Source organism: Rhizobium sp. 2MFCol3.1 (assembly GCF_000377565.1).
Classification (GTDB): Bacteria; Pseudomonadota; Alphaproteobacteria; order Rhizobiales; family Rhizobiaceae; genus Rhizobium.
Genome location: NZ_KB898362.1, coordinates 20,268 through 46,429, shown reverse-complemented (window position 1 = coordinate 46,429; position 26,162 = coordinate 20,268). Strand labels below are relative to the sequence as shown.

Here is a 26,162-nt window from a genome sequence, read left to right as displayed (position 1 = left end):
CGCAGCGGTAATCTCGGGCGAGGGAATGACAGGCATAGGGTGCGCGTAAAAGAGTAAGATGGGTCGTTTTTCGGTGAGTGTGAAAAAGACGGACATGAGGTGTGGCGCAGTTGCCGCCGCTTCGCTTGTTTCGCCTGTTTTACAGGGTGTTTCAGCCGCAAAGCGCCGTTCTATCGCAGCCTTCTCAAGCCTTTCAGTTTCCTCACGTTCGACGGTGTTGCCGCTTTCCGAACTGGCTTTCGGTAACGACGTCTCGCGTTTTGTCACAATTGGTGACTACGACATTTCTGAAGGCGAAATGCCGCTCGGCGGGCTCGCTGAAATGAGGTTGAAGGCATCGCCGTCAGTTCGCGCCGGGAAGCGGGTGGATGCGGTCGGTGCGAAGAGAATGATGGCTCTCTCTGGGGAGCCGAAGGCTGGATGCGACGCGGGCAAGCGGGTCTTGGAACCCACCGCGGGATCGCTCGCCGAAGGGACTTTATCTGCGGGCCGAACGGGCGGGATGTTCGAGATGGCGCGTATGGGTGGAAACGAAAGAAATCGAGTGAAATGCTGACGTTCGAGTTCAGACCTTTCAGATTGATGCTTATGGGGCTCTCCGTCGCCTGCTGCGCGGCGATGAGTTGTCCGGCAAGCGCGTTCGACATCAAGTCGGGCGTCAACAAGGAATCCGGTCCTTTCGATCTCTTCAAGTTCGGTTTCAAGGCCTACAAGAACGGCCAGAAGGAAGAGGCTGTCGAAGCCTACAAATACGCGGCCGAAAAGGGCCACACCGGCTCGCGCTGGGCGCTTGCCAACATGTATGCCGATGGCGACGGCGTCGCGCAGGATGATTTCGAAGCCTTCAAGATCTACAGCGAGATCGCCCAGCAGGGCGTCGAGCCCGGCTCCGAGGATACCGGCTTTTTCGTCAACGCGCTGCTGTCGCTCGCCGGCTATTACAAGCACGGCATTCCAGGCAGCCCCGTGAAGACAGATCTCACTCAGGCGCGCCAGATTTACTTCCAGGTTGCCTCCACCTTCGGCGTCCCCGAAGCCCAGTTCCAGCTGGCGCAGATGATGCTTGCCGGCGATGGTGGCGCCACCAGCACGCAGCAGGCCAAGAAGTGGCTGAACCAGGCCCGCAAGGCCGGTCACCCGGGCGCCATGTCGGTCTTCGGCAATATCCTGTTCCAGGAAGGTCAGTCGGCCAACGGCCTGGCGCTGATGACGGCGGCACTCGATCGCTGCAAGCCGAAGGATTGCAACTGGATGGAATCGCTTCAGGAGCAGGCCTTCTCGGTTGCCAGCGAAAGCGACCGCCGCAACGCGATCGCCCTCTCTCACAAGATCGCCAGCAGCAACACCGACTGAGCGATGTAAGACCGGATCGCCGAGATCCGGCCTCGATTGGCGCCGCCTAGCCCTTAGGCCGCGAAATCGAAATAGGCGACCACAGGCACGTGGTCGGAAGGCTTCTCCCAGGCACGCACATGTTTTTCGATCGCCGTCGAGGTCATCCGGTCGGCGGCCTCCGGCGACAGCATCAGATGATCGATGCGAATGCCGTTGTTCTTCGGCCATGCGCCGGCCTGATAATCCCAGAACGTATACGCCGGCACCGCATCCGTCGTCGCACGCACCGCATCGGTCAGCCCCAGGCTCTCCAGCCTGCGAAACGCCTCGCGCGTCTGCGGCAGAAACAGCGCGTCATTCTCCCAGACCTTCGGGTCGAAGCAATCATGCGGCTCGGGGATGACGTTATAGTCGCCGGCAAGGATGAGGATTTCCTCGTAAGCTAGCCGCTCGGCCGCGAATGCACGCAGCCGCTCCATCCAGGCGAGCTTGTAGCTGTATTTCTCGGTCTCGACGGGGTTGCCGTTCGGCAGATAGAGGCAGCAGACGCGGGCGACGCGATTGCCGGGAATGGAGAACACCGCTTCCAGAAAACGCGCCTGCTCGTCGAGCGGATCGCCCGGCAGTCCGCGCGTGACTTCGTCCGGCTTGGTCTTGGAGAGAATGGCGACGCCGTTGAAGCCCTTCTGCCCATGCGTCTCCACATGATAGCCGAGCGCCTCGATCTCCAGCCGCGGAAATCCCTCGTCGACCGTCTTGATCTCCTGCAGGCAGGCGATATCGGGGTTCGAATCCTTCAGCCATTGCGTGAGGTTGTCGATGCGCGCCTTGACGCCGTTGATGTTCCAGGTCGCGATCTTCATTCTTTTGTCCCGTTCCGCTTTGACGTCTTCTTCTAGCGTGGTCTTGAGACAAGCGACAAGACGTTAAACCGGCCGGAAGACAATCTTCGGCCGGTTCGGTGTGGATAGCGGAGGAGGGCGGTCAGATCGAGAAGCTGGTGCCGCATCCGCAGCTGGCAACCGCGTTCGGGTTCTTGATCTGGAAGGACTGGCCGAGCAGGTTATCGACGAAATCGATCTCGGAGCCCGCCATGTAGATCAGCGACATGCTGTCGATCAGCACCTTCGCGTCGTTCTTCTGGACGACCACGTCGTCATCCTGGATGCCGTCGGTCAGGTCGAACTTGTAGGAAAAACCCGAACAGCCGCCACCTTCGACTGAGACGCGCAGCGCGCTCTTGCCGGGGTCGCTGCCGACGATGGTGGCGATTCGCTTCGCAGCCGCGTCGGAAAGGGTTACACTTGCTTCGGTCATGTCTGCTCCTGCCGGGGTCAAGATCCGGAGAGAATAGTGGTCCAGCCATCAATATAAACGGCTGTTTTTCAATGCGATCGGGCCTTATATCACGAAAGCGCGGCCCGCGGCAAAGTGGGCGATACGTCGTCTCTTTGCCGTTTATGCTCTCTATAGGTATGAAGAGCATATGGCGGCGTCAATGGGCGTGAGCCTGGACATGGCGAGTGACGGTGAAGAATGACGATCGACAGACGTGCATTAGGCTTCGGTAACAGCGACAGGGCAATCTACGCGGCTGACCCGTGGACGACGCGTGGGCGGCTCTATCCCGAGAATTCCAGCCCGACGCGCTCGGACTTTCAGCGAGACCGCGACCGCATCGTCCACACGACGGCTTTCCGGCGTCTCAAGCACAAGACCCAGGTCTTCATCGCCCAGGATGGCGATCACTATCGCACGCGCCTCACGCACACGATCGAGGTCGCCCAGATCGCCCGCGCGCTCGCAAGGGCGCTGAAACTCGACGAGGACCTGGCGGAAGGCGTCGCCCTCGTGCACGATTTCGGCCACACGCCCTTCGGCCACACCGGCGAGGACGCGCTGCACGAGGTGCTGCTGCCCTATGGCGGCTTCGACCACAATGCCCAGTCGCTGCGCATCGTCACCAAGCTCGAACGCCGCTACGCCGATTTCGATGGCATCAACCTGACATGGGAAAGCCTGGAAGGCCTGGTCAAGCACAACGGCCCGCTGCTCACCAAGGACGGAACCGGCACGCGCGGCCCCGTGCCTCAGCCGATCCTCGACTACTGCGAGATCCACGATCTCCAGCTCGACACCTTCGCCAGCCTCGAGGCTCAGGTGGCCGCGATCGCCGACGATATCGCCTATAATACCCACGATATCGATGACGGCCTGCGCTCGGGCTATCTCACCTTCGACATGCTGGAGGATATCCCGTTCCTGGCCGGTCTGATGGCCGAGGTGAGGGAGCGCTACCCCACGCTGGAGCCGAGCCGCTTCACGCACGAGATCATGCGCCGCCAGATCACCCGCATGGTCGAGGACGTGATCTCGGTCGCCCAGGAGCGCCTGGCGGAAATCCGCCCCGAGAGCGCCGACGACGTCAGGCACGCCAGCCGCGTGATCGCGACGTTTTCCGAGGGCATGGCCGAGACGGACAGGCAGATCAAGGCGATGCTCTTCAAGCGCATCTATCGCCATCCCGACATCATGCGCATTCGCTCAGGCGCAGCACAGATCGTCACCGACCTGTTTTCGGCCTACATGGCCAACCCGAAGGAGATGCAGAGCCACTATTGGGTGGATCACATCGCGGGGCTGGCCGAGGCGCCGAAGGCGCGCCATGTTGGCGATTATCTCGCCGGCATGACCGACACCTACGCCATCAGCGCCCACAGGCGATTGTTTGACCAGACTCCCGATTTGCGCTAGGCAGCGGTCGCTCGGCAAAGGCCGGGCGGATGCCGTGTGGCACAGCCTATGCATGGAAGAGTGCGATGAACCTTTTTACCGATTTCGAAGCCAGGATTAAAACCGCCCTTGAACAGATCGATCTGGTCAAGGAAAAGCGATCCGAGCTGGATTTCGGACGCATTGCCGTCGAGCCGCCGCGTGATGCGAGCCACGGCGATGTCGCGACCAATGCGGCGATGGTGCTTGCCAAGCCGCTCGGCACCAATCCGCGCGCGCTGGCCGAAATCATCACCGAAAAGTTGAAGGAAGATCCGGACGTAGCCGAAGTATCGGTCGCGGGCCCTGGCTTCATCAACGTCAGGATCGCCGTCGGCTACTGGCAGCGCCTCTTGGCCTCGATGATCACTGCTGGCACCGACTACGGTCGCTCGACGATGGGTGAGGGGCGCAAGGTCAACGTCGAATACGTTTCCGCCAACCCGACCGGCCCGATGCACGTCGGCCATTGCCGTGGCGCCGTCGTCGGCGACGCGCTGGCCAACCTGTTGTCCTTCGCCGGCTTCGACGTCACCAAGGAATACTACATCAACGATGCCGGCTCGCAGATCGACGTCTTGGCGCGCTCCGTTTTCCTGCGCTACCGCGAGGCGCTCGGCGAAAAGATCGGCGAGATCCCGGCAGGCCTCTATCCGGGCGATTATCTCGTGCCGGTCGGCGAAGCGCTGGCGCGTGACTACGGCGTCAAGCTGCACAACATGCCCGAGGATCAGTGGATGCCGCTGGTCAAGGATCGCACCATCGATGCGATGATGGTGATGATCCGCGAGGATCTGGAAGCGTTGAACGTCCATCACGACGTGTTCTTCTCCGAGCGCACGCTGCACGCCAATGGCGCTGCCGCCATCCGCACGGCGATCAACGACCTGACCTTCAAGGGCCACGTCTACAAGGGCACGCTGCCGCCGCCGAAGGGCCAGTTGCCGGAAGATTGGGAAGACCGCGAGCAGACGCTGTTCCGCTCGACCGAGGTCGGCGATGACATGGACCGCCCGCTGATCAAGTCCGACGGCTCCTACACCTATTTCGCCGCCGACGTCGCCTACTTCAAGAACAAGTTCGATCGCGGCTTCAGCGAGATGATCTATGTGCTCGGCGCCGACCATGGCGGCTACGTCAAGCGTTTGGAAGCGGTCGCGCGCGGTGTGTCGGAAGGCAAGGCCAAGCTTACCGTTCTGCTGTGCCAGCTGGTCAAGCTGTTCCGCGATGGCGAACCGGTGAAGATGTCGAAGCGCTCCGGCGACTTCGTGACGCTGCGCGATGTGGTCGAGGAAGTCGGCCGCGATTCGGTGCGGTTCATGATGCTGTATAGAAAGAGCTCGGAGCCGTTGGACTTCGATTTCGCCAAAGTAACGGAACAGTCGAAAGACAATCCGGTCTTTTACGTACAGTACGCGCACGCCCGTTGCATGTCTGTCTTCAGGCAGGCGAAGGAGGCGTTTCCGGATCTCGACGTGTCGCCTGAGATCCTCGCGAACGCCGTGTCCGGAATCTCGGATCCTGCGGAATTACAATTGGTTGCGAAGGTTGCCGAGTTCCCTCGGCTGGTCGAGGCGGCGGCTCAATCGCAAGAGCCGCATCGTGTCGTATTCTACCTCTATGATCTTGCCAGTTCTTTCCATGCTCATTGGAATAAGGGCAAGGATCAGGTAGACTTACGATTTATTAACGATAAGAGCCGAGAGTCTAGTATTACCAGACTAGGGCTGGTGTACGCCGTTGCGTCCGTTTTGAAGTCGGGTCTTGCCATCGCAGGAACGGCTGCGCCGGAAGAGATGCGGTAGCGTCACCATTTACCCACAATGCGCTGGCACGAAACCTTTGCATTTGCGAGTGGATGAGTATGGCAGATAAACAGCGGGCGTATGACACGCGTAACGATGCGAACCTCTTTGCTGACGACGATCCCCTTGCGGAGCTTGCGCGTATCGTCGGTTTTGAGCCCCGTGTAGCGGCAAACACCGTCGAAGCGGCGCCAAGGCAGGAGCCTGCCTTCAATCTCGAAGACGAACTGCTGCGCGAGTTCGAGCGTTACGACGCTCCGACCGCGCCTGCAGTCGTCGATCATCCGATCGAGACGGCTTACGCTCAGCCTGAGCCCGTAGTCTATGCCGAGCCGGAGCCCGTCACCTACGACGAGCCCGAGCCGCACTACGAGCCCGCACAGCACTACGAGCCTGCGCAGCACTACGAGCAGGCGCCGCGCTACGAGGCCGAGCCGGTTCATTACGAAGCGCCAGTTGTCTCGGAACGGGTCGAAGACGAGGCCTTGCCTGTCGTCGAACAGCCCGATGCCCGCGCGATCCTCTCGTCTGCCGATTGGGCGGCCAGCGTCTCGCGTCCCGCCGAGCCTGTCTCCGGCGGCGCTCGTGATCTGATCGAGGAACTCGAGCTTTCGATCAGCGCCGCACCGACGCCGGTGCAGCCCGCCAAGGCGCCGCAGTGGTCGGCCGCAAGCATCCGCCTGCCGATCGCCAACTTCCATACGTCTCGCCGCGAAGAGCCGGCCGCACCGCCTGTCGCTGCTCCGGCACCTGTCGTCGCCGCCGAGCCTGTGCCAGCCGCGCCGCGCTTTGAAGCGCCAGCTGCCGCCAGCTTCCCCGCCGAGATCGACCGTCATGAGCCGGCCGTCGTTTTCGAACAGCCCGTTGCCGAGCCGATCGTCGAACCTAACGTCGATCACAGCGCCTTCGATCTGGCTGCTGCCGCCAAGGATGGCGACGTCAAGGCCGATGCCGCGCTGACGGAAGCCGTATCCGAAGTCGACGACATCGCCTTCGATATCGATGACCTCCTCGCCGATGTTTCGCAGTATCCGGTTACCGCTCGCGAAGCTGCGCCCGTGGAAGCCCAGCTGGTCGCCCCGGTCGTCCAGGCACCGATCCCTGCACCGGCTTATGTGCCCGAGCCGCCCGTCGCCGTAGCTCCTGTAGCGGTAGCGCCCGTAGCGCCTCGCTATGCACCCGAGCCCCAGCCGGTCGCCGCCAAGGCCGCACCTGACGCGGAAGACCCGTTTGCCGGCCATGACTTCGAGCTGGATCTCGAAGGCATCGAACTTGAGCTCGCCGACCTCGATTTCGTCGAGCCTGTTGTCGCCGAGGAAGTCGAACAGCCGAAGTCTCAGCCTGTAGCAGCACCCGTGGCCTACCAGCCGGCAGTCCGCCAGCCGGAGCCTGTCGCGCAGCCGGCACCCGCACCTTATCAGCCCTCCGCCCCGGCACAGGCTTATCAGGCACCGGCCTACCAGGCGCCCGCTTATCAGGCAGCCGCACCGGTCTACCGTTCGCCGGAGCCCGCAGCACCGTCCTACCGCGCGCCGGCACCTGCCGTCGACACCACGGAAGAGCTGCCCTTCGATCCGTCAATGATCTCCGATGCGGAGTATCAGATGGAAGCGGTCGAGATGCATGTCCCGACGCTGCCGCCGGTCGAAAAGCACGAGCCCGTTCCCGCGATGTCGGATTTCGATTTCGACGTCGATTCGGAAATCGCAAACCTGCTGACGCCGGCCAAGCCGGTCGAAGCACCCGCAAAGCCGGCTCAGGACATCCGTGCCCGCGCCCAGGCCTCTGTCGCCGCCGTGGCATCCGCTGCACGTCCGCAGCCGTCGCAGCCGCAGGCCCAGAGCTTCGATGAATTCGAACGCGCGCTGGAGGAAGATTTCCGACGCAGCGTCAATGAGCCCGTGCAGCAGCGTCGCGAGACGGTGTCCGAAGTTCAGATCCAGTCGGCGAGCGACGCCGAGGATATGAGCCGCGCCCGCTCGATGAAGCGCATGCTGGCGGCAGCCGCTGCCATCGTCATTTTCGGCGGCGTCGCTTATGCCGGCTATTCCTTCCTGGCGCGCGACGGCGGCCTCGGTATCGCCAGCGGCGAACCGCGCGTCATCGTGGCCGACAAGGATCCGGTCAAGGTCGTTCCGGAAAACCCGGGCGGCAAGACGGTTCCGAACCAGGACAAGGCTGTCTACGACAGCGTTGGTGGCGCCGCCACCGAAGCCCCGAAGCAGAAGTCGCTGGTGTCAAGCGACGAGCAGCCGGTTGATGTCGTTCAGCGCACGCTGACGCCGGAAACGCTGCCCGAAGACAACGACGCGCCGATGCCATCCATGGCAACGCCGGTTGGCGACACGCAGGACCCGCGTCTGCTGCCGAACGACGGCGCGATCGACACAGCCGCGACCAATCCATCGGATGCCTCGCCGTCGGTCTCGGCGCGCAAGGTCCGCACCATGATCGTCAAGCCTGACGGCACGCTGGTCGCCCGCGACGAGCCGGCGCCGGAGCCTGCTGCATCCTCGCTGCCGAAGCCCACCTCGGTGCAGACGCAGAAGATCGCCGCAGGTGGTGCATCGGCTTCGGCTCCCACGATCGAACAGCTGGCGTCCGCCGACATTCGCTCGACGCCGGTCGAAGGTGCTACGCCGACCGCAAAGCAGACTTCCGAGAACGTGCTTGCCAAGGCCGCGGCGGCAACGCCTGACAGCGTCAACCCGCCGGTCCGTGCCGTAACCAGCACCAAGACCGACACCGCGCCGACCCCGGCATCGCGTCCGGGCGCTTCGGCTCTCGCACCTGCAACGGCCGCACCGGCACCCGCCGCCCAGGCACCAAAGGAAGTCGCGGCGGTTCCGCCGGCAGCAGCTCAGGCCCAGAATCAAGCACAGCCGACCACGGCCGCTCCTGGCAGCTACGGCGTCCAGATCGCATCGCTGCCGTCTGAAGCCGAAGCCAAGAAGTCCTATGCAAGCCTTTCGAAGAAGTTCGGCGGCGTGCTGGCTGGCATGCCTTACGAAATCCGCAAGGCCGACATCGCAGGCAAGGGCACCTATTATCGCCTGCGCATCACGGCCGGTTCCAAGGACGAAGCAGCCGCGATCTGCGAAAAGTATCGCGCAGCCGGTGGTTCCTGCCTGATTTCGAAGTAAGTCTCGAAACTGAATTGATTGAGAGCGGCGGGCCCCCCCCGCCGCTCTTTTCGTTTGTGGGCTCTCTTTTGTGCCCTTCTTTTTTGTGAATGGCAGTTGACGCTGCTCGCATTTCGCGATGGCGTCTCTATGATTCGGGTATGACCGAATCAAAAGCGATGATCCTTGGCTGTAGCGGCCTTTCCCTGACGCCCGAAGAGAAGGCCTTCTACGCGGGCGAGCGCCCCTGGGGCTTCATCCTGTTCGGCCGCAATATTTCCGAGCCGCAGCAGATCTCTGACCTCGTGGCCGAGATGCGCGAAAGCGTCGGCTGGCACGCACCGGTGCTGATCGATCAGGAAGGCGGCCGCGTCCAGCGCATTCGCCCGCCGATCCTGCCGCACTATCCCTCCGGACAGCAGCTCGGCGACCTCTATCGAGAGAACCCGGAAAAGGGCAAGCGCGCGGCCTGGCTGATGTCGCGCCTGCATGCCTTCGATCTCTCGAAGTTCGGCATCAACGTCGATTGCCTGCCCGTGCTGGATGTTCCCGTCGAAGGCAGCAGCAACGTCATTGGCAACCGTGCCTATGGCATGGACCCGCAGACCGTGACCGACATGGGCATCGCCGCATCCGAAGGCTTGAATGCGGGCGGCGTTCTCTCGGTCATGAAGCACATGCCCGGCCACGGCCGCGGCTTTGCCGATTCCCACCATGAGCTCCCGGTCGTCCGCGTCTCGCGCGAGGAGCTCGAAGCCCACGACTTCCCGCCATTCATCGCCATGAAGGACGAATTGATGGCAATGACCTGCCATCTCGTTTTCACCGCGATCGACCCGGATAATCCGGCCACCACCTCGCGCAAGGTCATCGACGGCATCATCCGCGAGCATATCGGCTTCAAAGGCCTGTTGCTTTCCGATGATAGTTCGATGAACGCGCTGAGCGGTACGCTTGGCGAGCGGGCGGCGAATATCATTGCGGGCGGGTGCGATATCGTGCTGCATTGCAACGGTCATATGGATGAGATGCTTGAGGTCGTCGCCAACGTGCCGCTGCTGCAAGGTGGAGCGCTCGAGCGCGCCAAGCGCGTGGAGCAGGGGTTCCCGACGGCCGATGGCGCTGACGAGGCCGCGATCCGCGCCGAATTCAATGCGATGTTTGCGACGGTCTGATCGCGAAAGGAACGAGACGACGTGACGACGACGACAAAGGCTCAAGAGCGCCCGCAGACATCGGCAACGCCGATGGACAAGCTGTGGCAGGAGGGCGGCGCCGACCGCGCCTCGACCGATCCGGCGCTGTTGATCGATGTCGCCGGCTTCGAAGGCCCGCTCGACCTGTTGCTGCATCTCGCACGCACGCAGAAGGTCGACCTGTCCCGCATTTCCGTGCTGGCGCTCGCTGAGCAATATCTGCTCTTTATCGATAGCGCCCGCCGCATCCGCATCGAGCTCGCGGCCGACTATCTCGTCATGGCGGCGTGGCTCGCCTACCTGAAGTCGCGCCTGCTCATTCCGCAGCAGGTGAAGGATGACGGCCCCTCGGGCGAGGAAATGGCGGCGTCGCTGGCGTTCCGCCTGAAGCGCCTGGAAGCGATGCGCGAGGCGGCCGGCAGCCTCGTCAACCGCAATCGCCTCGGCCGCGACGTGCTCGCGCGTGGCGCGCCCGAGCATATACCCGATCGCCACCAATCCGCCTACGACGCCAGCCTCTACGATCTGCTGACGGCCTATGCCTCGCTGCGCCAGCGCCAGGCGGTGACGCAGGTCACGATCGCGCGCCGCACCGTCTGGTCGCTTACCGAAGCGCGCGAATTGCTGACCCGCCTGATCGGCGAGATCGGCGACTGGACGGCGCTCGAGCAGCATATCTTGACCTACATGGTTTCGCCCGAGGACCGGGTGACGGCGATCGCCAGCGCCTTTGCCGCGTCGCTCGAACTCGCGCGTGAAGGCAAGATCGAAATCCGCCAGGAAGGCGTCTTCGAGCCGATCTACATGCGGCGCGGACCGAACCATGCCACGGTGCAGGTCGTGGAACAGGAGCTGCCGGCGTGAGCGATCTGGAAGACATCGATCTGGAAAATGGCAACGCCGAGCGCGACACCGAACGCACCGGGGATGACACCATCCACGACGAGAGCGAGGCCGCGCGCATCGCCGAGGCCTTGGTCTTCGCCTCCGCCCAACCCGTCTCGGAAGCTTTCATCAGCGATCGCCTGCCTAAGGCATTCGACGTGCGCGCCATCATGCTGCGGCTGCAGCAGGAATACGCCCATCGCGGCGTCAATCTGGTGAGGGTCGACGATGCCTGGGCGTTCCGCACCGCCGCGGACCTCTCCTTCGTCATCCGCCGCGATGAAAACGAGGTGCGCAAGCTCTCGCGCGCAGCACTTGAGGTTCTCGCCATCATCGCCTATCACCAGCCGGTGACGCGCGCCGAGATCGAGGATATCCGGGGCGTGCAGACCTCGCGCGGCACGCTGGATGTGCTGATGGAGGCGGGTTGGGTGCGTTTTCGCGGCCGCCGCCGCACGCCGGGACGTCCTGTTACTCTCGGCACGACGCGCGACTTCCTCGATCACTTCGGGCTGGAAGAACTGCGCGACCTGCCGGGTATCGAGGAGTTGAAGGGGGCAGGGCTGCTCTCCGGCCGCATCCCGGCCAATTTCAACATTCCGTCGCCGTCGATGAACGACGAGCTGACCGAAGACGAAGACCCCATCACGCAGATGGATCTCGAGGAACTGGGCCTTCTGGCGCCCGGCGGTGCGTCCGAGGAATAGCCGGCTCCGTGTCTTTGTTTCGCCACTGGAAGCTAAAACAATTGTCTTCACGACTTTTCGACCGGGGACTATCTTGTCACGATGGTCGATACCGTGACATTAAGCGTCTATCTACGGGGAATTAGATGTTGGATTTGATGTCGGGTATTCTTACATCAATAGAGCATCACAACAGGAGTTAGCGTAATGGGTTCTTTTAGCATGTGGCACTGGCTGATCGTTCTGGTCATCGTGCTGTTGCTCTTCGGTCGCGGCAAGATTCCGGAACTGATGGGCGATGTTGCCAAGGGCATCAAGAGCTTCAAGAAGGGCATGAACGACGAGGACGCGCCCGAAGCTTCGAGCACGACCACCACAGGCAAGACCGTCGATCACAAGGCCGACGAAACGAAGTAACCAAGTCCGGGCAGCGCCGCCCCCGCGTTTCCCGTTCAGGAGCCTTGAATGTTCGATATTGGCTGGACCGAGCTGCTTGTCATCGCGGTCGTATTGATTGTCGTGGTGGGTCCCAAGGATCTGCCCCCGATGCTTCGCGCTTTCGGCAAGATGACGCAGCGTGCCCGCAAGGTCGCCGGCGAATTTCGTGCCCAGTTCCACGAGGCGCTGCGCGAAGCCGATATGGACGACGTGCGCCAGACGCTGAATGACGCGCAAAAGCTTAACCCGGTGAACACGCTGCGCGAGGCAATGAACCCGCTTCGCCAGATGGGCAACGAGATCAAGGCCGATCTCCAGCGCTCGACAACGGTCGATAGCAAGACGGAAGCGCCGCTTGGTCTTATGCCGGCGCCCGAGGTCGCACCGACCGAGACGCCTGCAGTCATGCCGGCGCCGACGCCGGTGCCTGCAGCATCGGCTGCCGTGCCCGAGGCTGCCGCGGCAAAGCCCGCTCGCAAGCCCCGCGCCAAGGCCGCCGACAAGGCGGACGCTGTAGCCGCCGTCGCGGTGACGCCGGCCGAAAAGCCGAAGCGTGCTGCGGCAAAGCCCGCGGCCGTCAAGGCAGCGCCGGCTCCAGCAAGTGCTGCACCAGCCAAGGCTGCTCCCGCAAAGAAGACGGCCGCCGCAAAGCCGGCAGCTGTCGCCACGGCCGCGCCGAAGAAGCCGGCGGCGAAGAAAAAGAAAGATGAAGCATGAGCGGTGATATCGAAGACAAGCCGCAGCCGTTGATCGAGCACCTGATGGAGCTGCGCACGCGGCTCATGTGGTCGATCGGCGCCTTCTTCGCTGCCTTCATTGTCTGCTTCATTTTCGCCAAGCATCTCTTCAATGCGCTGGTCTTCCCTTACAAATGGGCGGTCCAGTGGGCGCATCTCGATGTCTCCAAGGCACAGCTGATCTACACGGCGCCGCAGGAATTCTTCTTCACGCAGGTGAAGGTCGCGATGTTTGGCGGTCTCGTGATCGCATTCCCGATCATCGCCGCGCAGATCTACAAGTTCGTGGCCCCCGGCCTCTACAAGAACGAGCGCTCGGCCTTCCTGCCGTTCCTGATCGCCTCTCCGATCCTGTTCCTGATGGGTGCGGCACTCGTCTATTTCTTCTTCACGCCGATGGTCATGTGGTTCTTCCTGACCATGCAGCAGGCGCCGGGCGAGGGCGACGTCGCCATCTCGCTCCTTCCGAAGGTCTCTGAATATCTCAGCCTCATCATGACGCTGGTCTTCTCCTTCGGCCTGGTCTTCCAGCTTCCCGTCATCACCACGCTGCTCGCCCGTGTCGGCCTGCTGACGTCCGACTGGCTGCGCGAGAAGCGCAAGTTCGCGATCGTCATGGCCTTCATCGTCGCGGCGGTGCTGACCCCGCCCGATCCGATGTCCCAGATCGGCCTTGCGCTGCCGACCATCATTCTCTACGAGATTGCCATCTACGCGGCGCGACTCGTGGAACGCCAGCGTGCTCGCGATGCGGCCACCGAGGCTGAAGGGTCCCAGGACGTTGCCAAGACGGACAACGTCTAGCGTCACCGCAATTCCTCGATGAGCGCTTTCCAATATCCGGTCGAGGCCCGGTCAGGCTTTGGCCGGGTCATCCTTTTTGTAACGACCTGGAACGACGATGCTCGATATCAAATGGATCCGTGAGAATCCCGAAGCCCTCGACGCGGCACTTGCCAAGCGTGGTGCCGAGCCCTTGTCCGAAAGCCTGATTGCGCTCGACGAAAAGCGCCGCACGGCTGTTCAGAAGGTCCAGGACATGCTGTCCCGCCGCAACGCCGCCTCCAAGGAGATCGGTGCTGCCATGGCGCAGAAGAACACCGAGCTGGCCGAGAAGCTGAAGGCCGAGGTCGCCGACCTCAAGGTCCTGCTGCCGGCCGCTGAAGAAGACGATCGCGCCTTCTCCGAAGAGCTGAACGACGCCCTCTCGCGCATCCCCAACGTCCCCCATGACGACGTCCCCGTCGGCAAGGACGAGGCCGGCAACGTCGTCACCCGCGTGACGGGCGAGAAGCCGCGTTGGAACCATACGCCGAAGGAGCACTACGAAATCGGCGAAGCCCTCGGCTACATGGATTTCGAAACCGCCGCCAAGCTCTCCGGCTCGCGCTTCACCGTCTTGACCGGCCCGCTGGCAAGGCTGGAGCGGGCGCTCGGCCAGTTCATGATCGACCTGCACACCAGCGAGCACGGCTACACCGAAGTGAGCTCGCCGCTGATGGTGCGCGCCGAAGCACTGTTCGGCACCGGCAACCTGCCGAAGTTCGAGGAAGACCTCTTCAAGACGACCGACGGCCGCTACATGATCCCAACCGCAGAGGTCACGCTGACCAACCTCGTGCGCGAGGAAATCCTCGAGCATGACAAGCTACCGCTGCGTTTCACCGCGCTCACCCCGTCCTTCCGCTCGGAAGCAGGCTCCGCCGGCCGCGACACCCGCGGCATGCTGCGTCAGCACCAGTTCTGGAAGTGCGAGCTGGTCTCGATCACCGACGCCGAAAGCTCGATCGCCGAGCATGAGCGCATGACGGCTTGCGCCGAGGAAGTGCTGAAGCGCCTCGGCCTGCATTTCCGCACGCTGACGCTCTGCACCGGCGACATGGGCTTCGGCTCGCGCAAGACCTACGATCTCGAGGTCTGGCTGCCCGGTCAGAACACCTACCGCGAAATCTCGTCCTGCTCGGTCTGCGGCGATTTCCAGGCGCGGCGCATGAACACGCGCTATCGCGGCAAGGAAGACAAGACCAACCGCTTCGTTCACACGCTGAACGGCTCCGGCACCGCCGTCGGCCGCTGCCTGATCGCGGTTCTGGAAAACTATCTGAACGAGGATGGCTCGGTGACTATCCCCGACGTGCTGGTGCCCTACATGGGCGGCCTGACGAAGATCGAAAAGGCGGCTTGAGACCATGCGCATTCTGCTTACCAACGACGACGGCATTCACGCGGAAGGCCTTGCGGCGCTGGAGCGGATTGCGCGCACTCTCTCCGACGATGTCTGGATCGTCGCGCCCGAGACCGACCAGAGCGGTCTCGCCCATTCGCTGAGCCTGTCGGAGCCGCTGCGCCTGCGCAAGATCTCCGACAAGCACTTCGCGCTGCGCGGCACGCCGACCGATTGCGTCATCATGGGCATCAAGCAGGTGATGGAGATCAAGCCTGATCTCGTGCTGTCAGGCGTCAACGCCGGTTCGAACGTGGCTGACGACGTCACCTATTCGGGCACGATCGCCGGCGCCATCGAAGGCACGATGCAGGGCGTACGGTCCTTTGCGTTGAGCCAGGCTTACATTCGCGAAGGCGACCAGCGGATCCTTCCCTGGGAAGTCTGCGAGACGCATGCGCCGGCGCTGCTCAACAAGCTGATGTCGGTCGATCTGCCCGAGGGCACCTTCCTCAATCTCAACTTCCCGAACTGCGCGCCTGACGAAGTCGAGGGCACGGAAGTGACCGCGCAGGGCAAGCTCGCCTTCAATCTTGAGGTCGACGCCCGCGCCGATGGTCGTGGCTTCCCGTACTACTGGCTGAAGTTCGGCGAGCGCGCCGGCGCCTTCGTCGAGGGCACCGATGTCAACGCGCTCAAGAATAGAAAGATTTCGGTAACGCCTTTGAAACTGGATCTGACCGATTATTCCGTACAGGACCGCGTGGCGCGGGCGCTTTCGGGTACGGAGTAAATCGCATTGGCGGCACGTCTGGTGGAGAAGGAAGAGTTTGCGGCACTCGTTTTGAGGCTGCGGGCCGAAGGCGTGTCCGATCTTGATCTGCTGACGGCGGTCGAGCAGGCGCCGCGCTCATTGTTCGTGCCGCCGCAGTTTACCGAGCAGGCCTATTCCAGCCGCACGATCCCCATCGAATGCGGCTCCTTCCTCGAAGGCGTCGATTTCGCCGTCCGCGTCCTGCATCACCTAAGGGTGAAACCCGGCCAGCGTGTGCTGGAAGTGGGCACCGGCAGCGGTTTCATGACGGCTGTGATCGCTCGCATGGCAGAGCGCGTGCTTACCATCGACCGGTACAAGACGCTCACCTCGAATGCCCAGAAGCGTTTCGAGACGCTCGGCATTCGCAACATCATCGTTCGCCAGGCGGATGGCAGTGCCGGCCTGCAGGGCGAGGGCACCTTCGACCGTATCCTTGTTACCGCCGCCTTCGAGAGCATGCCGCGCTTCTATGCCGATCAGCTGGTTTCCGGCGGTTCGATGATCGCGCCGCTGATCATCTCCGAGACCGAATGTCGCCTCGTGCGCCTGACCAAGACCGGCAGCCGCTTCGAGCGCGAGGAGCTATTCAACTCCCCATACCTGCCGATTGTTCCGCGCGTCGCCTCGCAACTCTGATCGCGTCGTCGCTATGGTTAGCGATTTGTCAAAAATCGCAAGCTGATGTTTCCGCCTTAACCGGTTGGTAATGCTAACGCGCTTTAATCATACCCACAAATGGTTGCGTTATTCAGTGGGTCGAGTGTCATGCGTTTCAGCGTTTCGCCTAAGTTCGGGAAGTCTGCCGGTAATGCCTTGATCGTGGCTCTCCTGGCGAGTGCTGCATCAGGTTGCAGTTCCGATGTGACACGTTTCGGCGGTCTGTTTTCTTCGTCCGGTCAGGACCAGATGACGACAAATTCCATTCCTCGGCGGAGCATGAGCGGCCTTCAGGCTGATCCCGTGCCGCAGGCGGACATGCAGGGCGGCGCGATGCAGCCCAATTATGCCAACAACAATCAGTCGATGAACCAGCCCTATCCTAGCCAGCAGTCGACCTACGGCTCGAGCGCTCGCATGGCGTCGGCTCCGGTCTCCGTCCAGCGCTCCGAGCTTGCCGCTCCCGGCGCCGTCTCGCAGGCTCCAATGGCTTCCGGCAATATGTCGGCCGCTCGCGAAAAGCAGGTCGCTCTCGCTCAGCCGTTCCCGGCCGCCAACGCGCCGCAGCATTCCAGCCAGGTCATCGTTCCGCCGAAGCGCAACGCCGACAACATCGTCACCGGCTCGACCCCGAAGGTCTCTGGCTGGTCCTCGACCAACGCTCCCTCGGTCACCATGCGTCCCGGCGAAAGCGTCGCGATCCTCGCCAACCGCTACGGTGTTCCGGAAAAGGAAATCCTGCGCGCCAACGGCCTGAAGAGTGCAGCAGCCGCCAGACCCGGCCAGACCATCCTGATCCCGACCTTCAACGGCGGCAACGCCGCCAAGGCCGCCGCGTGGTCGAACGATCTCGCCAAGGGTGGTCAGGCGCCGCAGCCGGCTCGTGGCCAGGAACAGAACCTCGCGGTCATCCCGAACGGCTCCAACGCCTCGCGTGACAAGTCGATGGCAAGCGCCGACCAGTCCGGCAAGGCGCCCGTCGGCGCCGGCCCGAAGGGCGCGGGCGGCACCTACGTCGTCAAGTCGGGTGACTCGCTTGCCAAGATCGCCAAGGCGACCGGCAACAGCATCGACGACATCAAGGCCGCCAACAACCTCACGGCCGGCTCGATCCGCATCGGTCAGGAACTGAACATCCCGAACGGCAGCGGCTCCGCCGACACCATGAAGACGGCGTCGATCCAGCCGAAGGCGGAGCCCAAGCCCGCCGCACAGCCAGCATCCGCGCCGGAAACGGCCGCAGCCCAGCCCGCCACCTACAAGGCGCCGGTCGCGACCGAAAGCGTCAGCGACGCTGCCAAGAAGGAAGTTGCCTCGGCCGCACCTGAAGCCACCGGCATCGGCAAGTATCGCTGGCCGGTCCGTGGTGCCGTGATCGCCGCCTACGGCGCCAACGTCAACGGCAGCCGCAATGACGGTATCGACATCTCGGTTCCGCAGGGCACGGCCATCAAGGCAGCTGAAAACGGCGTCGTCATCTACGCCGGCAACGGCCTCAAGGAACTCGGCAACACGATCCTCGTTCGCCACAACGACGGCACCGTCACGGTCTACGGCAATGCCGACACGCTGAGCGTGACGCGCGGCCAGAAGATCCAGCGCGGCCAGACGGTCGCGGTGTCAGGTATGAGCGGCAACGTCAAGCAGCCGCAGGTTCACTTCGAAGTCCGCAAGGACGCGACGCCGGTGAACCCGATGACTTTCCTCGAGTAGGTTGGGCCTCGAGTAGGTCAAGAGTTTCCTCGAATAGGTATTGTGTATCGAGGACAATGCAAAAGCCCGGCAGACGCCGGGCTTTTGTCGTTCAGGCGATCGTGAAAGCAGCCATCAGGCTCTGTCGAGCGCGATCCGTTTCCGGCCCGCCAGATCCTGGATATACTGCCAGGCGACGCGGCCCGAGCGGGCGCCGCGCGTGGTTGCCCATTCCAGCGCTTCCGCATGCAGCGTCTCCCGGTCGAGCGGCAGCTTGAAGTGGGCGGCATAGCCGTCGATCATCGTCAGATAGTCGTCCTGGCTGCACTTGTGGAAGCCGAGCCACAGCCCGAAGCGGTCCGACAGCGACACCTTCTCCTCGACTGCCTCCGACGGGTTAATGGCCGTCGACTGCTCATTCTCCATCATGTGGCGTGGTAGCAGGTGGCGGCGGTTTGAGGTCGCATAGAACAGCACGTTATCAGGCCGTCCCTCGACACCGCCATCGAGCGCCGCCTTCAGCGACTTGTAGGCCGTGTCGTCATGGTCGAAGGAGAGGTCGTCGCAGAAGACGATGACCCGGTGCGGCGTATCCTTCAACAGGTCGAGCAGCACCGGCAGGCTGGCGATATCCTCCCGGTGAACCTCGACGAGTTTCAGCGAAACGCCGCTGTCGCGTCTGACATCTTCGTGAACGGCCTTCACCAGCGACGACTTGCCCATGCCCCGCGCGCCCCACAGGAGAACGTTGTTGGCGGCATAGCCCTCGGCGAAGCGCACCGTGTTTTCGTGCAGGATGTCGCGCACACGATCGACGCCGCGGATCAGCGCCAGCGCCACGCGGTTGGGGCGCTGGACGGGCTGCAGATGCTGGCGCGCAGGGGCCCAGACGAAGCAATCGGCAGCGTTCCAGTCGTTGATGGCGGGCGGCGGTCCGGCGAGCCGTTCCACGGCATCGGCAAGGCGGCGCAGTTCGCCGAGAATGATGCTGTTGACGTCTTCGGCCATGGCGTTTCCTCCTTGGGGCGTATGCGGCTGTGTGCCAATCGCTTTTCCTAGCCGGGTAGCATGGTGTTTTATAAGCGGAAAGGTTATGAGGCAGCGGAATCGGTACGGTTTTCGGCTGTTTCAGTTGCAATCGCAAAGACCATAATTATAGTCCGGCCACCGAGAAAAAAGGCGACAATCCGCCTCCGGAAAAGTTTGAGGAGATTAGCATGTTCATCACCCCGGCATTCGCCCAGGCCACTGACAGCGCGGCGTCGCCGTTCGGTTCCGGCTTCGAAATGATCATCCTGTTCGTGCCGCTGATGGTCGTCTGGTATTTCCTGCTCATCCGTCCGCAGCGCGCCCAGGCCAAGAAGCGCGACGAAGCCCTGAAGGCGATCCGTCGCGGCGACCAGGTCGTCACCTCAGGCGGTCTCGTCGGCAAGGTCACCAAGGTGATTGACGAAAAAGAAATCGAAGTCGAAATTGCTGATGGCGTGCGCGTTCGCATCGTCCGCACCGGCGTCACCGAGATCCGCGTCAAGGGCGAGCCCGTAAAGGCAGACGCGGCATAATCATCACGCATATCCCACGAACCGGATCACCCGGATCTGACATAGTCGAGAGAAAATGCTTCATTTTTCCCGCTGGAAGACCCTTCTGATCTGGTTTGTGGTGCTGGTGGCCGTGTTGATCGCGGCCCCCAATTTCCTGCCGGTTGGCCAATCCGGCCTGCTGTCTTCGTGGCTGTCCAAGCACCGCGTCGTGCTGGGCTCCGATCTTCGCGGCGGCACGCACGTCGTCTTCGAGGTCGATCGCGCCGATGTCGCGCGCCAGAAGCTGGTCGCCACCGTCGGCGAGATCAGCCGCTCCTTGCGCCAGGCCAATATCCGTTACACCGGGCTTACGGGCAACGACCAGACGGTCACCGTCAAGATCACCGACCCCGCGCAAATCGACGCCGCCGTCGCCACGCTGAAAAATCTGACCTCGGCACAAGGTGTCACGCTCAAGCAGAGCAATAGCGGCGACCTCACGATCGAGATCGCGGATGCCGCCATCGACGCCGCCATTTCAGACGCGCAGGCCCAGTCCGTCGATATCGTCAGCCGCCGCATTGCCGGCCTCGGCAATCCCGATTTCGCGATCAAGCCCGAGGGCGCCGATCGTCTTGATGTCCAGGTCTTCGGCGTCATCGATGCCGAGCGGCTGAAGAACATCCTCAACGAACCCGCCAAGCTCTCCGTGCGCATGCTCGACGAAACCATGTCGGGCCAGGACGCGGTCAACGGCCGCTGGCCGGCGAGCTCCGAAGTTCTCTATTCGCTGGATGATCCGCCGATCCCCTATCTCGTGGACCGTACCGATTTCATCACCAGCGCCAATGTCGTCGATGTGCAATCCTTCGCGGATGCGCAGGCCGACACGGTGGCGATCCGCTACGCGCTCGACGCCGAAGGCACCAAGCGCCTGGCGGAGAAGACGCAGCAGCACGCCGGCGGCCACCTCGCCATCATCTTCGACGATCAGGTCATGGCATCGCTCCCGATCAGTGCGCCGATCCTCGACGGCAAGGGCGAGATCCCGGTGAGCTACACCGAGGAAGGGGCGAGCGATCTCGCCCTCATGCTGCGCGCCGGCGCTCTTCCGGCCACGTTGACGACAGTCGAGGAGCGCACGGTCAGCCCGGCGCTCGGCGCCGAATCGGCGCGGGCAGGGCTCGTCGCCGGCATCGTCGCGGCCATCCTGGTCATCGGCCTCATGTTCGGCTTCTATCGCGGCCTCGGCCTGATCGCCGCTTTGTCGCTGCTCTTGAACCTCATCCTCATCCTCGCGGTGATGAGCCTCATCGGCGCGACGCTCACCTTGCCGGGCATTGCCGGCATCGTCCTCATCATGGGCATGGCGGTTGATGCCAATGTCCTGATCTACGAGCGCATCCGCGACGAAGCAAAAACCGGCCGGCCGTTCTTCGAGGCGATCGACTACGGCTTCTCCCGCGCGATCATGACGATCCTTGACGCCAACGTCACCATCTTCATCGCCGCCGTCATCCTCTATTTCCTCGGCAACGACGCCGTGCGCGGCTTTGCCGTCACGCTCGCCGCCGGCATCCTGACCACCATCTTCACGGCCGTCACGCTCACCCGCTGGATCGTCGTCACCTGGCTGCATCGCCGCCATCCGCGGCATCTGCCGAAGGATGTCCACACCGGCATCTTCGATCGCGCCAACATCCGCTTCATGGGCATCCGCCGCTACGTCTTCACCGCATCGGCCGCCCTTTGCGTCGCGGCCATGCTGGGTTTCGCGGCGGTCGGAATGCATCTCGGCATCGATTTCGCCGGTGGCTCGATCATCGAGGTCAAGGCCAAGCAGGGCCCTGCCGACCTTGAGGATATCCGCGCCCGCCTTGGCGATCTGCCGATCGGCGACATCCTTGCCCGCAGGCTGGCCGATCCCGCCGGCGCGCTCATCCAGCTGGAAGCGCAGGGCGGCGGCGAGAATGCCGAACAATCGGCGGTCACGCTGGTGCGCGACGAGCTCGCCAACGACTATGATTTCCGCCGCGTCGAAGTGGTCGGCCCAGCCATATCGGGCGAGCTCACCCGCGCCGCCTCGCTCGGCGTGCTCGCTTCGCTCATCGTGATCCTCGTCTATATCTGGATGCGCTTCGAATGGCAGTTCGCCGTCGGCGCCATCGTCGCCACGTTGCACGACATCATCCTGATCCTCGGGCTCTTCGTGCTCACAGGCATAGAGTTCAACCTGACCAGCGTCGCCGCCCTTCTGACGATCATCGGCTATTCGCTCAACGATACCGTCGTGGTCTACGACCGCATGCGCGAAAACCTGAAGCGTTACCGCAAGATGCCGCTGCCGATCCTGATCGATGCGTCGATCAACCAGACGCTGTCGCGCACCGTGCTGACCGCCGCCACCACCATGCTGGCACTGCTCGCGCTGGCAATCTTCGGCGGCGAGGTCATCCGCTCCTTCGCCTTCATCATGCTTGTTGGCGTTGCCATCGGCACGTTTTCCTCCATCTACATTGCTGCACCGGTGCTGATCGTCTTCAAGCTCCGCCCGGATGCGCTCGATAACGATAACGACAAGAAAGTACCGGAACCGGCCGCCCAGCCCGGCAAGCCGGCAGTGTGAGAATATGGCAAGAGGCATAGAAATACGCGAAGCGCATTTTCCCGGTCGCGCTCCGATCGATACCTACGGGAACGGCGGCTTCCGCTTCGCCGACATGTCGCATCGCGGCTCCATCCTCTGCCTGCCGTCGGGCATCCACGGCTGGAACATGGACGCGACCATGCCGCTGTCGATCGAAAACCTGCAGCGAGTCCTGAACGAAGCGTCCGAGATTGAATTCCTGCTGCTCGGCACCGGCGTCGACATGCGCCCGATCCCGGCGGACCTGAAAGCCGCGCTGAAGGGCGCCGGCATTTCCTCGGATTCGATGAGCACGGGTGCGGCGGTGCGCACCTTCAACATCATGCTGATGGAATCGCGCGCCGTCGCAGCGGCGCTGATCGCGGTCTGACGCATGGCCGATCAATCCTCGACGAACCAGGACATCTGCCTGGCGATGCTGCGCGACAGCGATCGTGACCGTTATCTCGCCTGCTTGCTGTCTCCCGAAGACAAGCGCGGCGCGCTGGCGGCGCTCTATGCGTTCAACGCCGAACTCGCCCGTATCCGCGATCTCGTGCACGAACCGCTGCCCGGCGAAGTCCGCATGCAATACTGGCGCGATCTTCTGGAGGGAACCGCGCACGGCTCCACCGAGGCCAACCCGGTGGCTGCCGCGCTGCTGGCCGCGATCGAGGCGCATCGCCTGCCGCGCAAGACATTGTCGGATATGATCGACGCACGCATCTTCGACCTCTACGACGATCCGATGGAATCGCGCGGCGCGCTGGAAGGCTACGCCGGCGAAACGGCCTCGGCGCTGATCCAACTCGCAAGCCTGATCCTGTCGCCCGAGGAGGCGGCGCAGTCGGCCGAAGCCGCAGGCCATGCCGGCGTCGCCCAGGCGATCGCGGGATTGCTGCTGTTGATGCCGCTTCATCGCCATCGCGGCCAGATCTACATCCCGCTCGAGATCCTGGCCGCGACCGGACTTGACCGTGACACCTTCCTCGCTGGCGAAGACAAGGCGCGCATCTCGGCCGCCATCGAGGCATTCGCCGGGCTTGGCCGCGACCACCTCGCGAGGGCGCGCAAGGTCACTATCCCGCAGGCGGTCTTCCCCGCCTTCCTGCCCGCATCACTGGCTGCGCCGGTGCTGTCGAAGGCGCAGAAGCTGGGGGCAGGGCTGTTCGATCGCTCCGCGCAGCAACCGCAATGGCGCCGCCAGATCGGCATGACCATGGCGCTGATGCGCAAGAAAATCTGAGGCTCGTTCAAACTCGCGCAAGCCTCGCGCGTTATAGCTGTCATCATCGCTTGCTTTGAATGGAGTGTGACGTGAGCATAATGATCTGGGCCACTCTTTTCGTGATGCTCGTCATCGTGGCCTTCATCGCCGTGCGCATGTCGGCGAAGCATGAGGAGCAGGGCCTGCACGATACCGGCCTTGCCATCATCGAGTTCAACCGCGCCTTCCCGACAGAAGCGATCCGCTCGCTGCAGGCAACGGCCAACGGCCAGGTGGTCTTCGTCCGCCTGCACGACAACAAGGCCGGCTTCATGCGCAGCATGCAGCGCCATTACTCCTGCCAGGTCATCCAGCCGGGCAGGGTGCGCGTTCAAAGCTCCGACAGCGGCAAGGGCCTGACAGTCGACTTCCTCGATACGCCGCACCAGAACGGCACCTTCGAATTCGCCTCGCCGAAGGAAGCTTCCGAAGTGGCCCTCTGGCTTCTCGGCAACTACGTCGCCGAACCCGATCGGGAACTGCCGCTGGCCGATCCGACCGCCGCGAACCACCGGTAAACTGCCTCCAATTTTCAGTCGAGCAATGCCCGGCCATGCGCCGGGCTTTTGACGTTTTTCCGACCGCGCTACCTCTTTCGTGTCATATTGCCTTAGTCCTCAAAGTGGAGCATCTTTCGCGCACACCGCGAGGCCCTATGAATTTCCCTACAACTTATTGGAGGTAAGTATGCTTGCGATCAACGACATTGCTCCCGATTTCGAAGCGCAGACTACCGAAGGCACGATCAATTTTCACGATTGGATCGGCAGCTCCTGGGCGGTCCTATTTTCGCATCCCAAGGATTTCACGCCCGTCTGCACCACCGAGCTCGGCTACATGGCGAAGATCAAGCCGGAGTTCGACCGCCGCGGCGTCAAGATCATCGGCCTCTCCGTCGATCCGCTGGATCGCCACGACGGTTGGATGAACGACATCGAGGAAACGCAAGGCACGCGTCCCAACTACCCGATGATCGCCGACGTCGATTTCAACGTCTCCAAGCTTTACCACATGCTGCCGGCAGCCGTGTCGGGTGATCCGACCGTCCGCACTGCGGCCGACAACCAGACGGTTCGCAATGTCTTCGTCATCGGCCCCGACAAGAAGATCAAGCTCATCCTCGTCTACCCGATGACGACCGGCCGCAACTTCGACGAAGTCATCCGTGTCATCGATTCTCTGCAGCTGACCGCCAAGCACAAGGTCGCGACGCCGGCCAACTGGCAGAACGGCGGCGACGTCATCATCGCCGGCTCGGTCTCCGACGAAGACGCCAAGAAGCAGTATCCTGACGGTTGGGTCTCGCCCAAGTCCTACATCCGCATCGTGCCGCAGCCGAAGGGCTAAGTACGGCCGCGGAACATCGATATCGGACAGAACGCAGGAGGCGAAGATGATCTTCCGTCAGCTTTTCGACCCCGCATCCAGCACCTACTCCTACCTGATGGCAAGCAGGCGGGGCGGGGAGGCGCTGATCATCGATCCTGTGCTTGAAAAGGTCGATCGCTACCTGCAGCTTATCCATGAACTCGACCTGAAGCTGGTCAAGGCCGTGGACACGCATCTGCACGCCGATCACATCACCGGTCTTGGCGCCTTGCGCGACAAGACCCACTGCACGACCGTCATGGGCGAGCAGACCAAGGCCGATGTCGTCTCGATGCGCCTATCCGACAATGACAGGCTGACCATCGAGGGCCTGTCGCTTGATGTCATCTATACGCCCGGTCATACCGACGATAGCTACAGCTTCGTTCTTCCAGACCGTGTCTTCACCGGCGACACGCTTCTGATCCGCGGCACCGGCCGCACCGATTTCCAGAACGGCGATCCGCGCGCCCAGTTCGAATCCATCTTCGGCCGCCTGCTGAAGCTGCCCGATACGACGCTGGTCTACCCCGCCCACGACTACAAGGGCGACACCGTCTCGACGATCGGCGAGGAGAAGGCCTTCAACCCGCGCCTGCAGGTGCGCTCGGCCGATGAGTATGCCGATCTGATGAACAATCTGAAGCTCGCCAACCCCAAGATGATGGACGTGGCGGTGCCCGCCAACATGAAGATCGGCATGGATCATCACGACGTCGACAGCCACGGATGGTCATTGAGCGTCCGGCAGGTCTTCGATCTGATGGGGCGGCCCGACGTCGCGCTGATCGACCTGCGCGAGGATAGCGAACGCCAGCGCCACGGCGTCATCCCGTCATCGCTGCACTTTCCCTATCCGGCGCTCGCTGAAAGCATCAGCGCCGGCGGCGTTCTGCATGAACTCGGCGTATCCACCACCAAGCGCCTGGTCTTCTACTGCGCCTTTGGCGAACGCTCCGCCATGGCCGTCCAGGCCGCGCACGACGCCGGCATCGCATCCGCATGCCACATCGAAGGCGGCATCGACGCCTGGAAGAAGGCCAATGGGCCGGTCACCCACTGACCTGTCTTG

General features: G+C 62.8%; 24 protein-coding genes and 1 pseudogene. 22 read left to right on the top strand and 3 right to left on the bottom strand.

Annotation, left to right across the window (positions count from 1 at the left end; genetic code table 11):
• The first annotated feature begins 58 nt into the window (after positions 1-58).
• Positions 59-556, top strand: coding sequence for a hypothetical protein (locus D460_RS36015; RefSeq protein WP_155947785.1), 498 nt, complete (start codon positions 59-61; stop codon positions 554-556).
• Complete coding sequence (gene exoR, locus D460_RS0118620; RefSeq protein ID WP_018900092.1) at positions 550-1,353, top strand: exopolysaccharide production regulator ExoR; 804 nt, start codon at positions 550-552, stop codon at positions 1,351-1,353. The genes D460_RS36015 and exoR overlap by 7 nt, the downstream gene beginning before the upstream one ends.
• Before the next feature lie 53 nt (positions 1,354-1,406).
• Here the strand turns inward: exoR and xth are convergent, their stop codons facing one another.
• Both xth and erpA read right to left on the bottom strand, forming a co-directional pair.
• Positions 1,407-2,198, bottom strand: coding sequence for an exodeoxyribonuclease III (gene xth, locus D460_RS0118615; protein WP_018900091.1), 792 nt, complete (start codon positions 2,196-2,198; stop codon positions 1,407-1,409).
• A gap of 121 nt (positions 2,199-2,319) precedes the next feature.
• Positions 2,320-2,652 (bottom strand): iron-sulfur cluster insertion protein ErpA, encoded by a 333-nt coding sequence (erpA, locus tag D460_RS0118610; RefSeq protein WP_018900090.1) that lies wholly within the window; start codon positions 2,650-2,652, stop codon positions 2,320-2,322.
• Between the two features lie 219 nt (positions 2,653-2,871).
• Here erpA and D460_RS0118605 point away from each other — a divergent pair, with 219 nt between their 5' ends.
• The 13 genes and pseudogenes from D460_RS0118605 (at position 2,872) to D460_RS0118545 (ending at position 18,327) form a co-directional block, all read left to right on the top strand.
• Positions 2,872-4,089, top strand: coding sequence for a deoxyguanosinetriphosphate triphosphohydrolase (locus tag D460_RS0118605; protein ID WP_018900089.1), 1,218 nt, complete (start codon positions 2,872-2,874; stop codon positions 4,087-4,089).
• A 65-nt stretch (positions 4,090-4,154) separates the two neighbouring features.
• A complete protein-coding gene (gene argS / locus D460_RS0118600) occupies positions 4,155-5,912 on the top strand; it encodes an arginine--tRNA ligase (protein ID WP_018900088.1) in 1,758 nt (585 codons plus the stop codon).
• A gap of 59 nt (positions 5,913-5,971) precedes the next feature.
• On the top strand, positions 5,972-9,055 hold the full coding sequence (locus D460_RS0118595) for an SPOR domain-containing protein (protein ID WP_018900087.1): 3,084 nt from the start codon (positions 5,972-5,974) through the stop codon (positions 9,053-9,055).
• A 140-nt stretch (positions 9,056-9,195) separates the two neighbouring features.
• Entirely contained in the window at positions 9,196-10,209 is a 1,014-nt protein-coding gene (nagZ, locus tag D460_RS0118590; protein ID WP_018900086.1) for a beta-N-acetylhexosaminidase, read from the top strand.
• A gap of 72 nt (positions 10,210-10,281) precedes the next feature.
• Positions 10,282-11,094: a ScpA family protein gene (locus D460_RS0118585; protein ID WP_018900085.1), complete on the top strand. Its 813-nt coding sequence runs from the start codon at positions 10,282-10,284 to the stop codon at positions 11,092-11,094.
• 20 nt (positions 11,095-11,114) lie between these two features.
• The gene (gene scpB / locus D460_RS0118580) at positions 11,115-11,822 is read left to right on the top strand and encodes an SMC-Scp complex subunit ScpB (RefSeq protein WP_196809346.1); all 708 of its coding nucleotides are present in this window, start codon (positions 11,115-11,117) and stop codon (positions 11,820-11,822) included.
• Positions 11,823-12,008: 186 nt separating this feature from the next.
• Positions 12,009-12,218, top strand: a complete 210-nt coding sequence (locus D460_RS0118575) for a twin-arginine translocase TatA/TatE family subunit (protein WP_026283293.1) — start codon at positions 12,009-12,011, stop codon at positions 12,216-12,218.
• 48 nt (positions 12,219-12,266) lie between these two features.
• Positions 12,267-12,821: pseudogene (gene tatB, locus D460_RS0118570) on the top strand (Sec-independent protein translocase protein TatB); the annotation flags it as partial.
• A 131-nt stretch (positions 12,822-12,952) separates the two neighbouring features.
• On the top strand, positions 12,953-13,780 hold the full coding sequence (gene tatC / locus D460_RS0118565; protein ID WP_018900081.1) for a twin-arginine translocase subunit TatC: 828 nt from the start codon (positions 12,953-12,955) through the stop codon (positions 13,778-13,780).
• Between the two features lie 97 nt (positions 13,781-13,877).
• Positions 13,878-15,161 carry a serine--tRNA ligase gene (gene serS / locus D460_RS0118560; protein ID WP_018900080.1) on the top strand — a complete coding sequence of 428 codons (1,284 nt, stop codon included), beginning with the start codon at positions 13,878-13,880 and terminating at the stop codon, positions 15,159-15,161.
• Between the two features lie 4 nt (positions 15,162-15,165).
• Positions 15,166-15,933 carry a 5'/3'-nucleotidase SurE gene (gene surE / locus D460_RS0118555; protein ID WP_018900079.1) on the top strand — a complete coding sequence of 256 codons (768 nt, stop codon included), beginning with the start codon at positions 15,166-15,168 and terminating at the stop codon, positions 15,931-15,933.
• 6 nt (positions 15,934-15,939) lie between these two features.
• The gene (locus D460_RS0118550; protein ID WP_018900078.1) at positions 15,940-16,593 is read left to right on the top strand and encodes a protein-L-isoaspartate(D-aspartate) O-methyltransferase; all 654 of its coding nucleotides are present in this window, start codon (positions 15,940-15,942) and stop codon (positions 16,591-16,593) included.
• A 129-nt stretch (positions 16,594-16,722) separates the two neighbouring features.
• Positions 16,723-18,327 carry a peptidoglycan DD-metalloendopeptidase family protein gene (locus D460_RS0118545; RefSeq protein WP_026283292.1) on the top strand — a complete coding sequence of 535 codons (1,605 nt, stop codon included), beginning with the start codon at positions 16,723-16,725 and terminating at the stop codon, positions 18,325-18,327.
• Between the two features lie 114 nt (positions 18,328-18,441).
• On the opposite strand, the gene D460_RS0118540 is transcribed toward D460_RS0118545, so the two are convergent.
• The gene (locus D460_RS0118540; RefSeq protein WP_018900076.1) at positions 18,442-19,314 is read right to left on the bottom strand and encodes an ATP-binding protein; all 873 of its coding nucleotides are present in this window, start codon (positions 19,312-19,314) and stop codon (positions 18,442-18,444) included.
• A 209-nt stretch (positions 19,315-19,523) separates the two neighbouring features.
• On the opposite strand from D460_RS0118540, the gene yajC reads away from it, so the two are divergent.
• From yajC to D460_RS0118505, 7 genes are all read left to right on the top strand, one after another.
• A complete protein-coding gene (yajC, locus tag D460_RS0118535; protein WP_018900075.1) occupies positions 19,524-19,868 on the top strand; it encodes a preprotein translocase subunit YajC in 345 nt (114 codons plus the stop codon).
• A 55-nt stretch (positions 19,869-19,923) separates the two neighbouring features.
• Positions 19,924-22,455 carry a protein translocase subunit SecDF gene (gene secDF / locus D460_RS0118530; protein ID WP_018900074.1) on the top strand — a complete coding sequence of 844 codons (2,532 nt, stop codon included), beginning with the start codon at positions 19,924-19,926 and terminating at the stop codon, positions 22,453-22,455.
• Positions 22,456-22,459: 4 nt separating this feature from the next.
• Positions 22,460-22,846 carry an Mth938-like domain-containing protein gene (locus D460_RS0118525; protein WP_018900073.1) on the top strand — a complete coding sequence of 129 codons (387 nt, stop codon included), beginning with the start codon at positions 22,460-22,462 and terminating at the stop codon, positions 22,844-22,846.
• A gap of 3 nt (positions 22,847-22,849) precedes the next feature.
• Positions 22,850-23,701, top strand: a complete 852-nt coding sequence (locus D460_RS0118520) for a phytoene/squalene synthase family protein (protein WP_018900072.1) — start codon at positions 22,850-22,852, stop codon at positions 23,699-23,701.
• A gap of 71 nt (positions 23,702-23,772) precedes the next feature.
• Positions 23,773-24,240, top strand: coding sequence for a hypothetical protein (locus D460_RS0118515; RefSeq protein ID WP_026283291.1), 468 nt, complete (start codon positions 23,773-23,775; stop codon positions 24,238-24,240).
• A gap of 169 nt (positions 24,241-24,409) precedes the next feature.
• Positions 24,410-25,069, top strand: coding sequence for a peroxiredoxin (locus D460_RS0118510; RefSeq protein WP_018900070.1), 660 nt, complete (start codon positions 24,410-24,412; stop codon positions 25,067-25,069).
• Positions 25,070-25,115: 46 nt separating this feature from the next.
• Complete coding sequence (locus D460_RS0118505) at positions 25,116-26,153, top strand: MBL fold metallo-hydrolase (protein ID WP_018900069.1); 1,038 nt, start codon at positions 25,116-25,118, stop codon at positions 26,151-26,153.
• The last annotated feature ends 9 nt before the right edge of the window (positions 26,154-26,162 follow it).

What these genes read in the sequence shown, in the direction of transcription:
- yajC (WP_018900075.1), top strand. Translation starts at nt 19,524, where the DNA reads ATGTTCATCACCCCGGCATTCGCCCAGGCCACTGACAGCGCGGCGTCG.
- tatC (WP_018900081.1), top strand. Translation starts at nt 12,953, where the DNA reads ATGAGCGGTGATATCGAAGACAAGCCGCAGCCGTTGATCGAGCACCTG.
- D460_RS0118575 (WP_026283293.1), top strand. Translation starts at nt 12,009, where the DNA reads ATGGGTTCTTTTAGCATGTGGCACTGGCTGATCGTTCTGGTCATCGTG.
- D460_RS0118540 (WP_018900076.1), bottom strand. Translation starts at nt 19,314, where the DNA reads ATGGCCGAAGACGTCAACAGCATCATTCTCGGCGAACTGCGCCGCCTT.
- serS (WP_018900080.1), top strand. Translation starts at nt 13,878, where the DNA reads ATGCTCGATATCAAATGGATCCGTGAGAATCCCGAAGCCCTCGACGCG.
- exoR (WP_018900092.1), top strand. Translation starts at nt 550, where the DNA reads ATGCTGACGTTCGAGTTCAGACCTTTCAGATTGATGCTTATGGGGCTC.
- nagZ (WP_018900086.1), top strand. Translation starts at nt 9,196, where the DNA reads ATGACCGAATCAAAAGCGATGATCCTTGGCTGTAGCGGCCTTTCCCTG.
- D460_RS36015 (WP_155947785.1), top strand. Translation starts at nt 59, where the DNA reads ATGGGTCGTTTTTCGGTGAGTGTGAAAAAGACGGACATGAGGTGTGGC.
- D460_RS0118520 (WP_018900072.1), top strand. Translation starts at nt 22,850, where the DNA reads ATGGCCGATCAATCCTCGACGAACCAGGACATCTGCCTGGCGATGCTG.
- secDF (WP_018900074.1), top strand. Translation starts at nt 19,924, where the DNA reads ATGCTTCATTTTTCCCGCTGGAAGACCCTTCTGATCTGGTTTGTGGTG.
- D460_RS0118605 (WP_018900089.1), top strand. Translation starts at nt 2,872, where the DNA reads ATGACGATCGACAGACGTGCATTAGGCTTCGGTAACAGCGACAGGGCA.
- D460_RS0118505 (WP_018900069.1), top strand. Translation starts at nt 25,116, where the DNA reads ATGATCTTCCGTCAGCTTTTCGACCCCGCATCCAGCACCTACTCCTAC.
- xth (WP_018900091.1), bottom strand. Translation starts at nt 2,198, where the DNA reads ATGAAGATCGCGACCTGGAACATCAACGGCGTCAAGGCGCGCATCGAC.
- argS (WP_018900088.1), top strand. Translation starts at nt 4,155, where the DNA reads ATGAACCTTTTTACCGATTTCGAAGCCAGGATTAAAACCGCCCTTGAA.
- D460_RS0118525 (WP_018900073.1), top strand. Translation starts at nt 22,460, where the DNA reads ATGGCAAGAGGCATAGAAATACGCGAAGCGCATTTTCCCGGTCGCGCT.
- D460_RS0118585 (WP_018900085.1), top strand. Translation starts at nt 10,282, where the DNA reads ATGGACAAGCTGTGGCAGGAGGGCGGCGCCGACCGCGCCTCGACCGAT.
- D460_RS0118545 (WP_026283292.1), top strand. Translation starts at nt 16,723, where the DNA reads ATGCGTTTCAGCGTTTCGCCTAAGTTCGGGAAGTCTGCCGGTAATGCC.
- surE (WP_018900079.1), top strand. Translation starts at nt 15,166, where the DNA reads ATGCGCATTCTGCTTACCAACGACGACGGCATTCACGCGGAAGGCCTT.
- D460_RS0118510 (WP_018900070.1), top strand. Translation starts at nt 24,410, where the DNA reads ATGCTTGCGATCAACGACATTGCTCCCGATTTCGAAGCGCAGACTACC.
- erpA (WP_018900090.1), bottom strand. Translation starts at nt 2,652, where the DNA reads ATGACCGAAGCAAGTGTAACCCTTTCCGACGCGGCTGCGAAGCGAATC.
- D460_RS0118595 (WP_018900087.1), top strand. Translation starts at nt 5,972, where the DNA reads ATGGCAGATAAACAGCGGGCGTATGACACGCGTAACGATGCGAACCTC.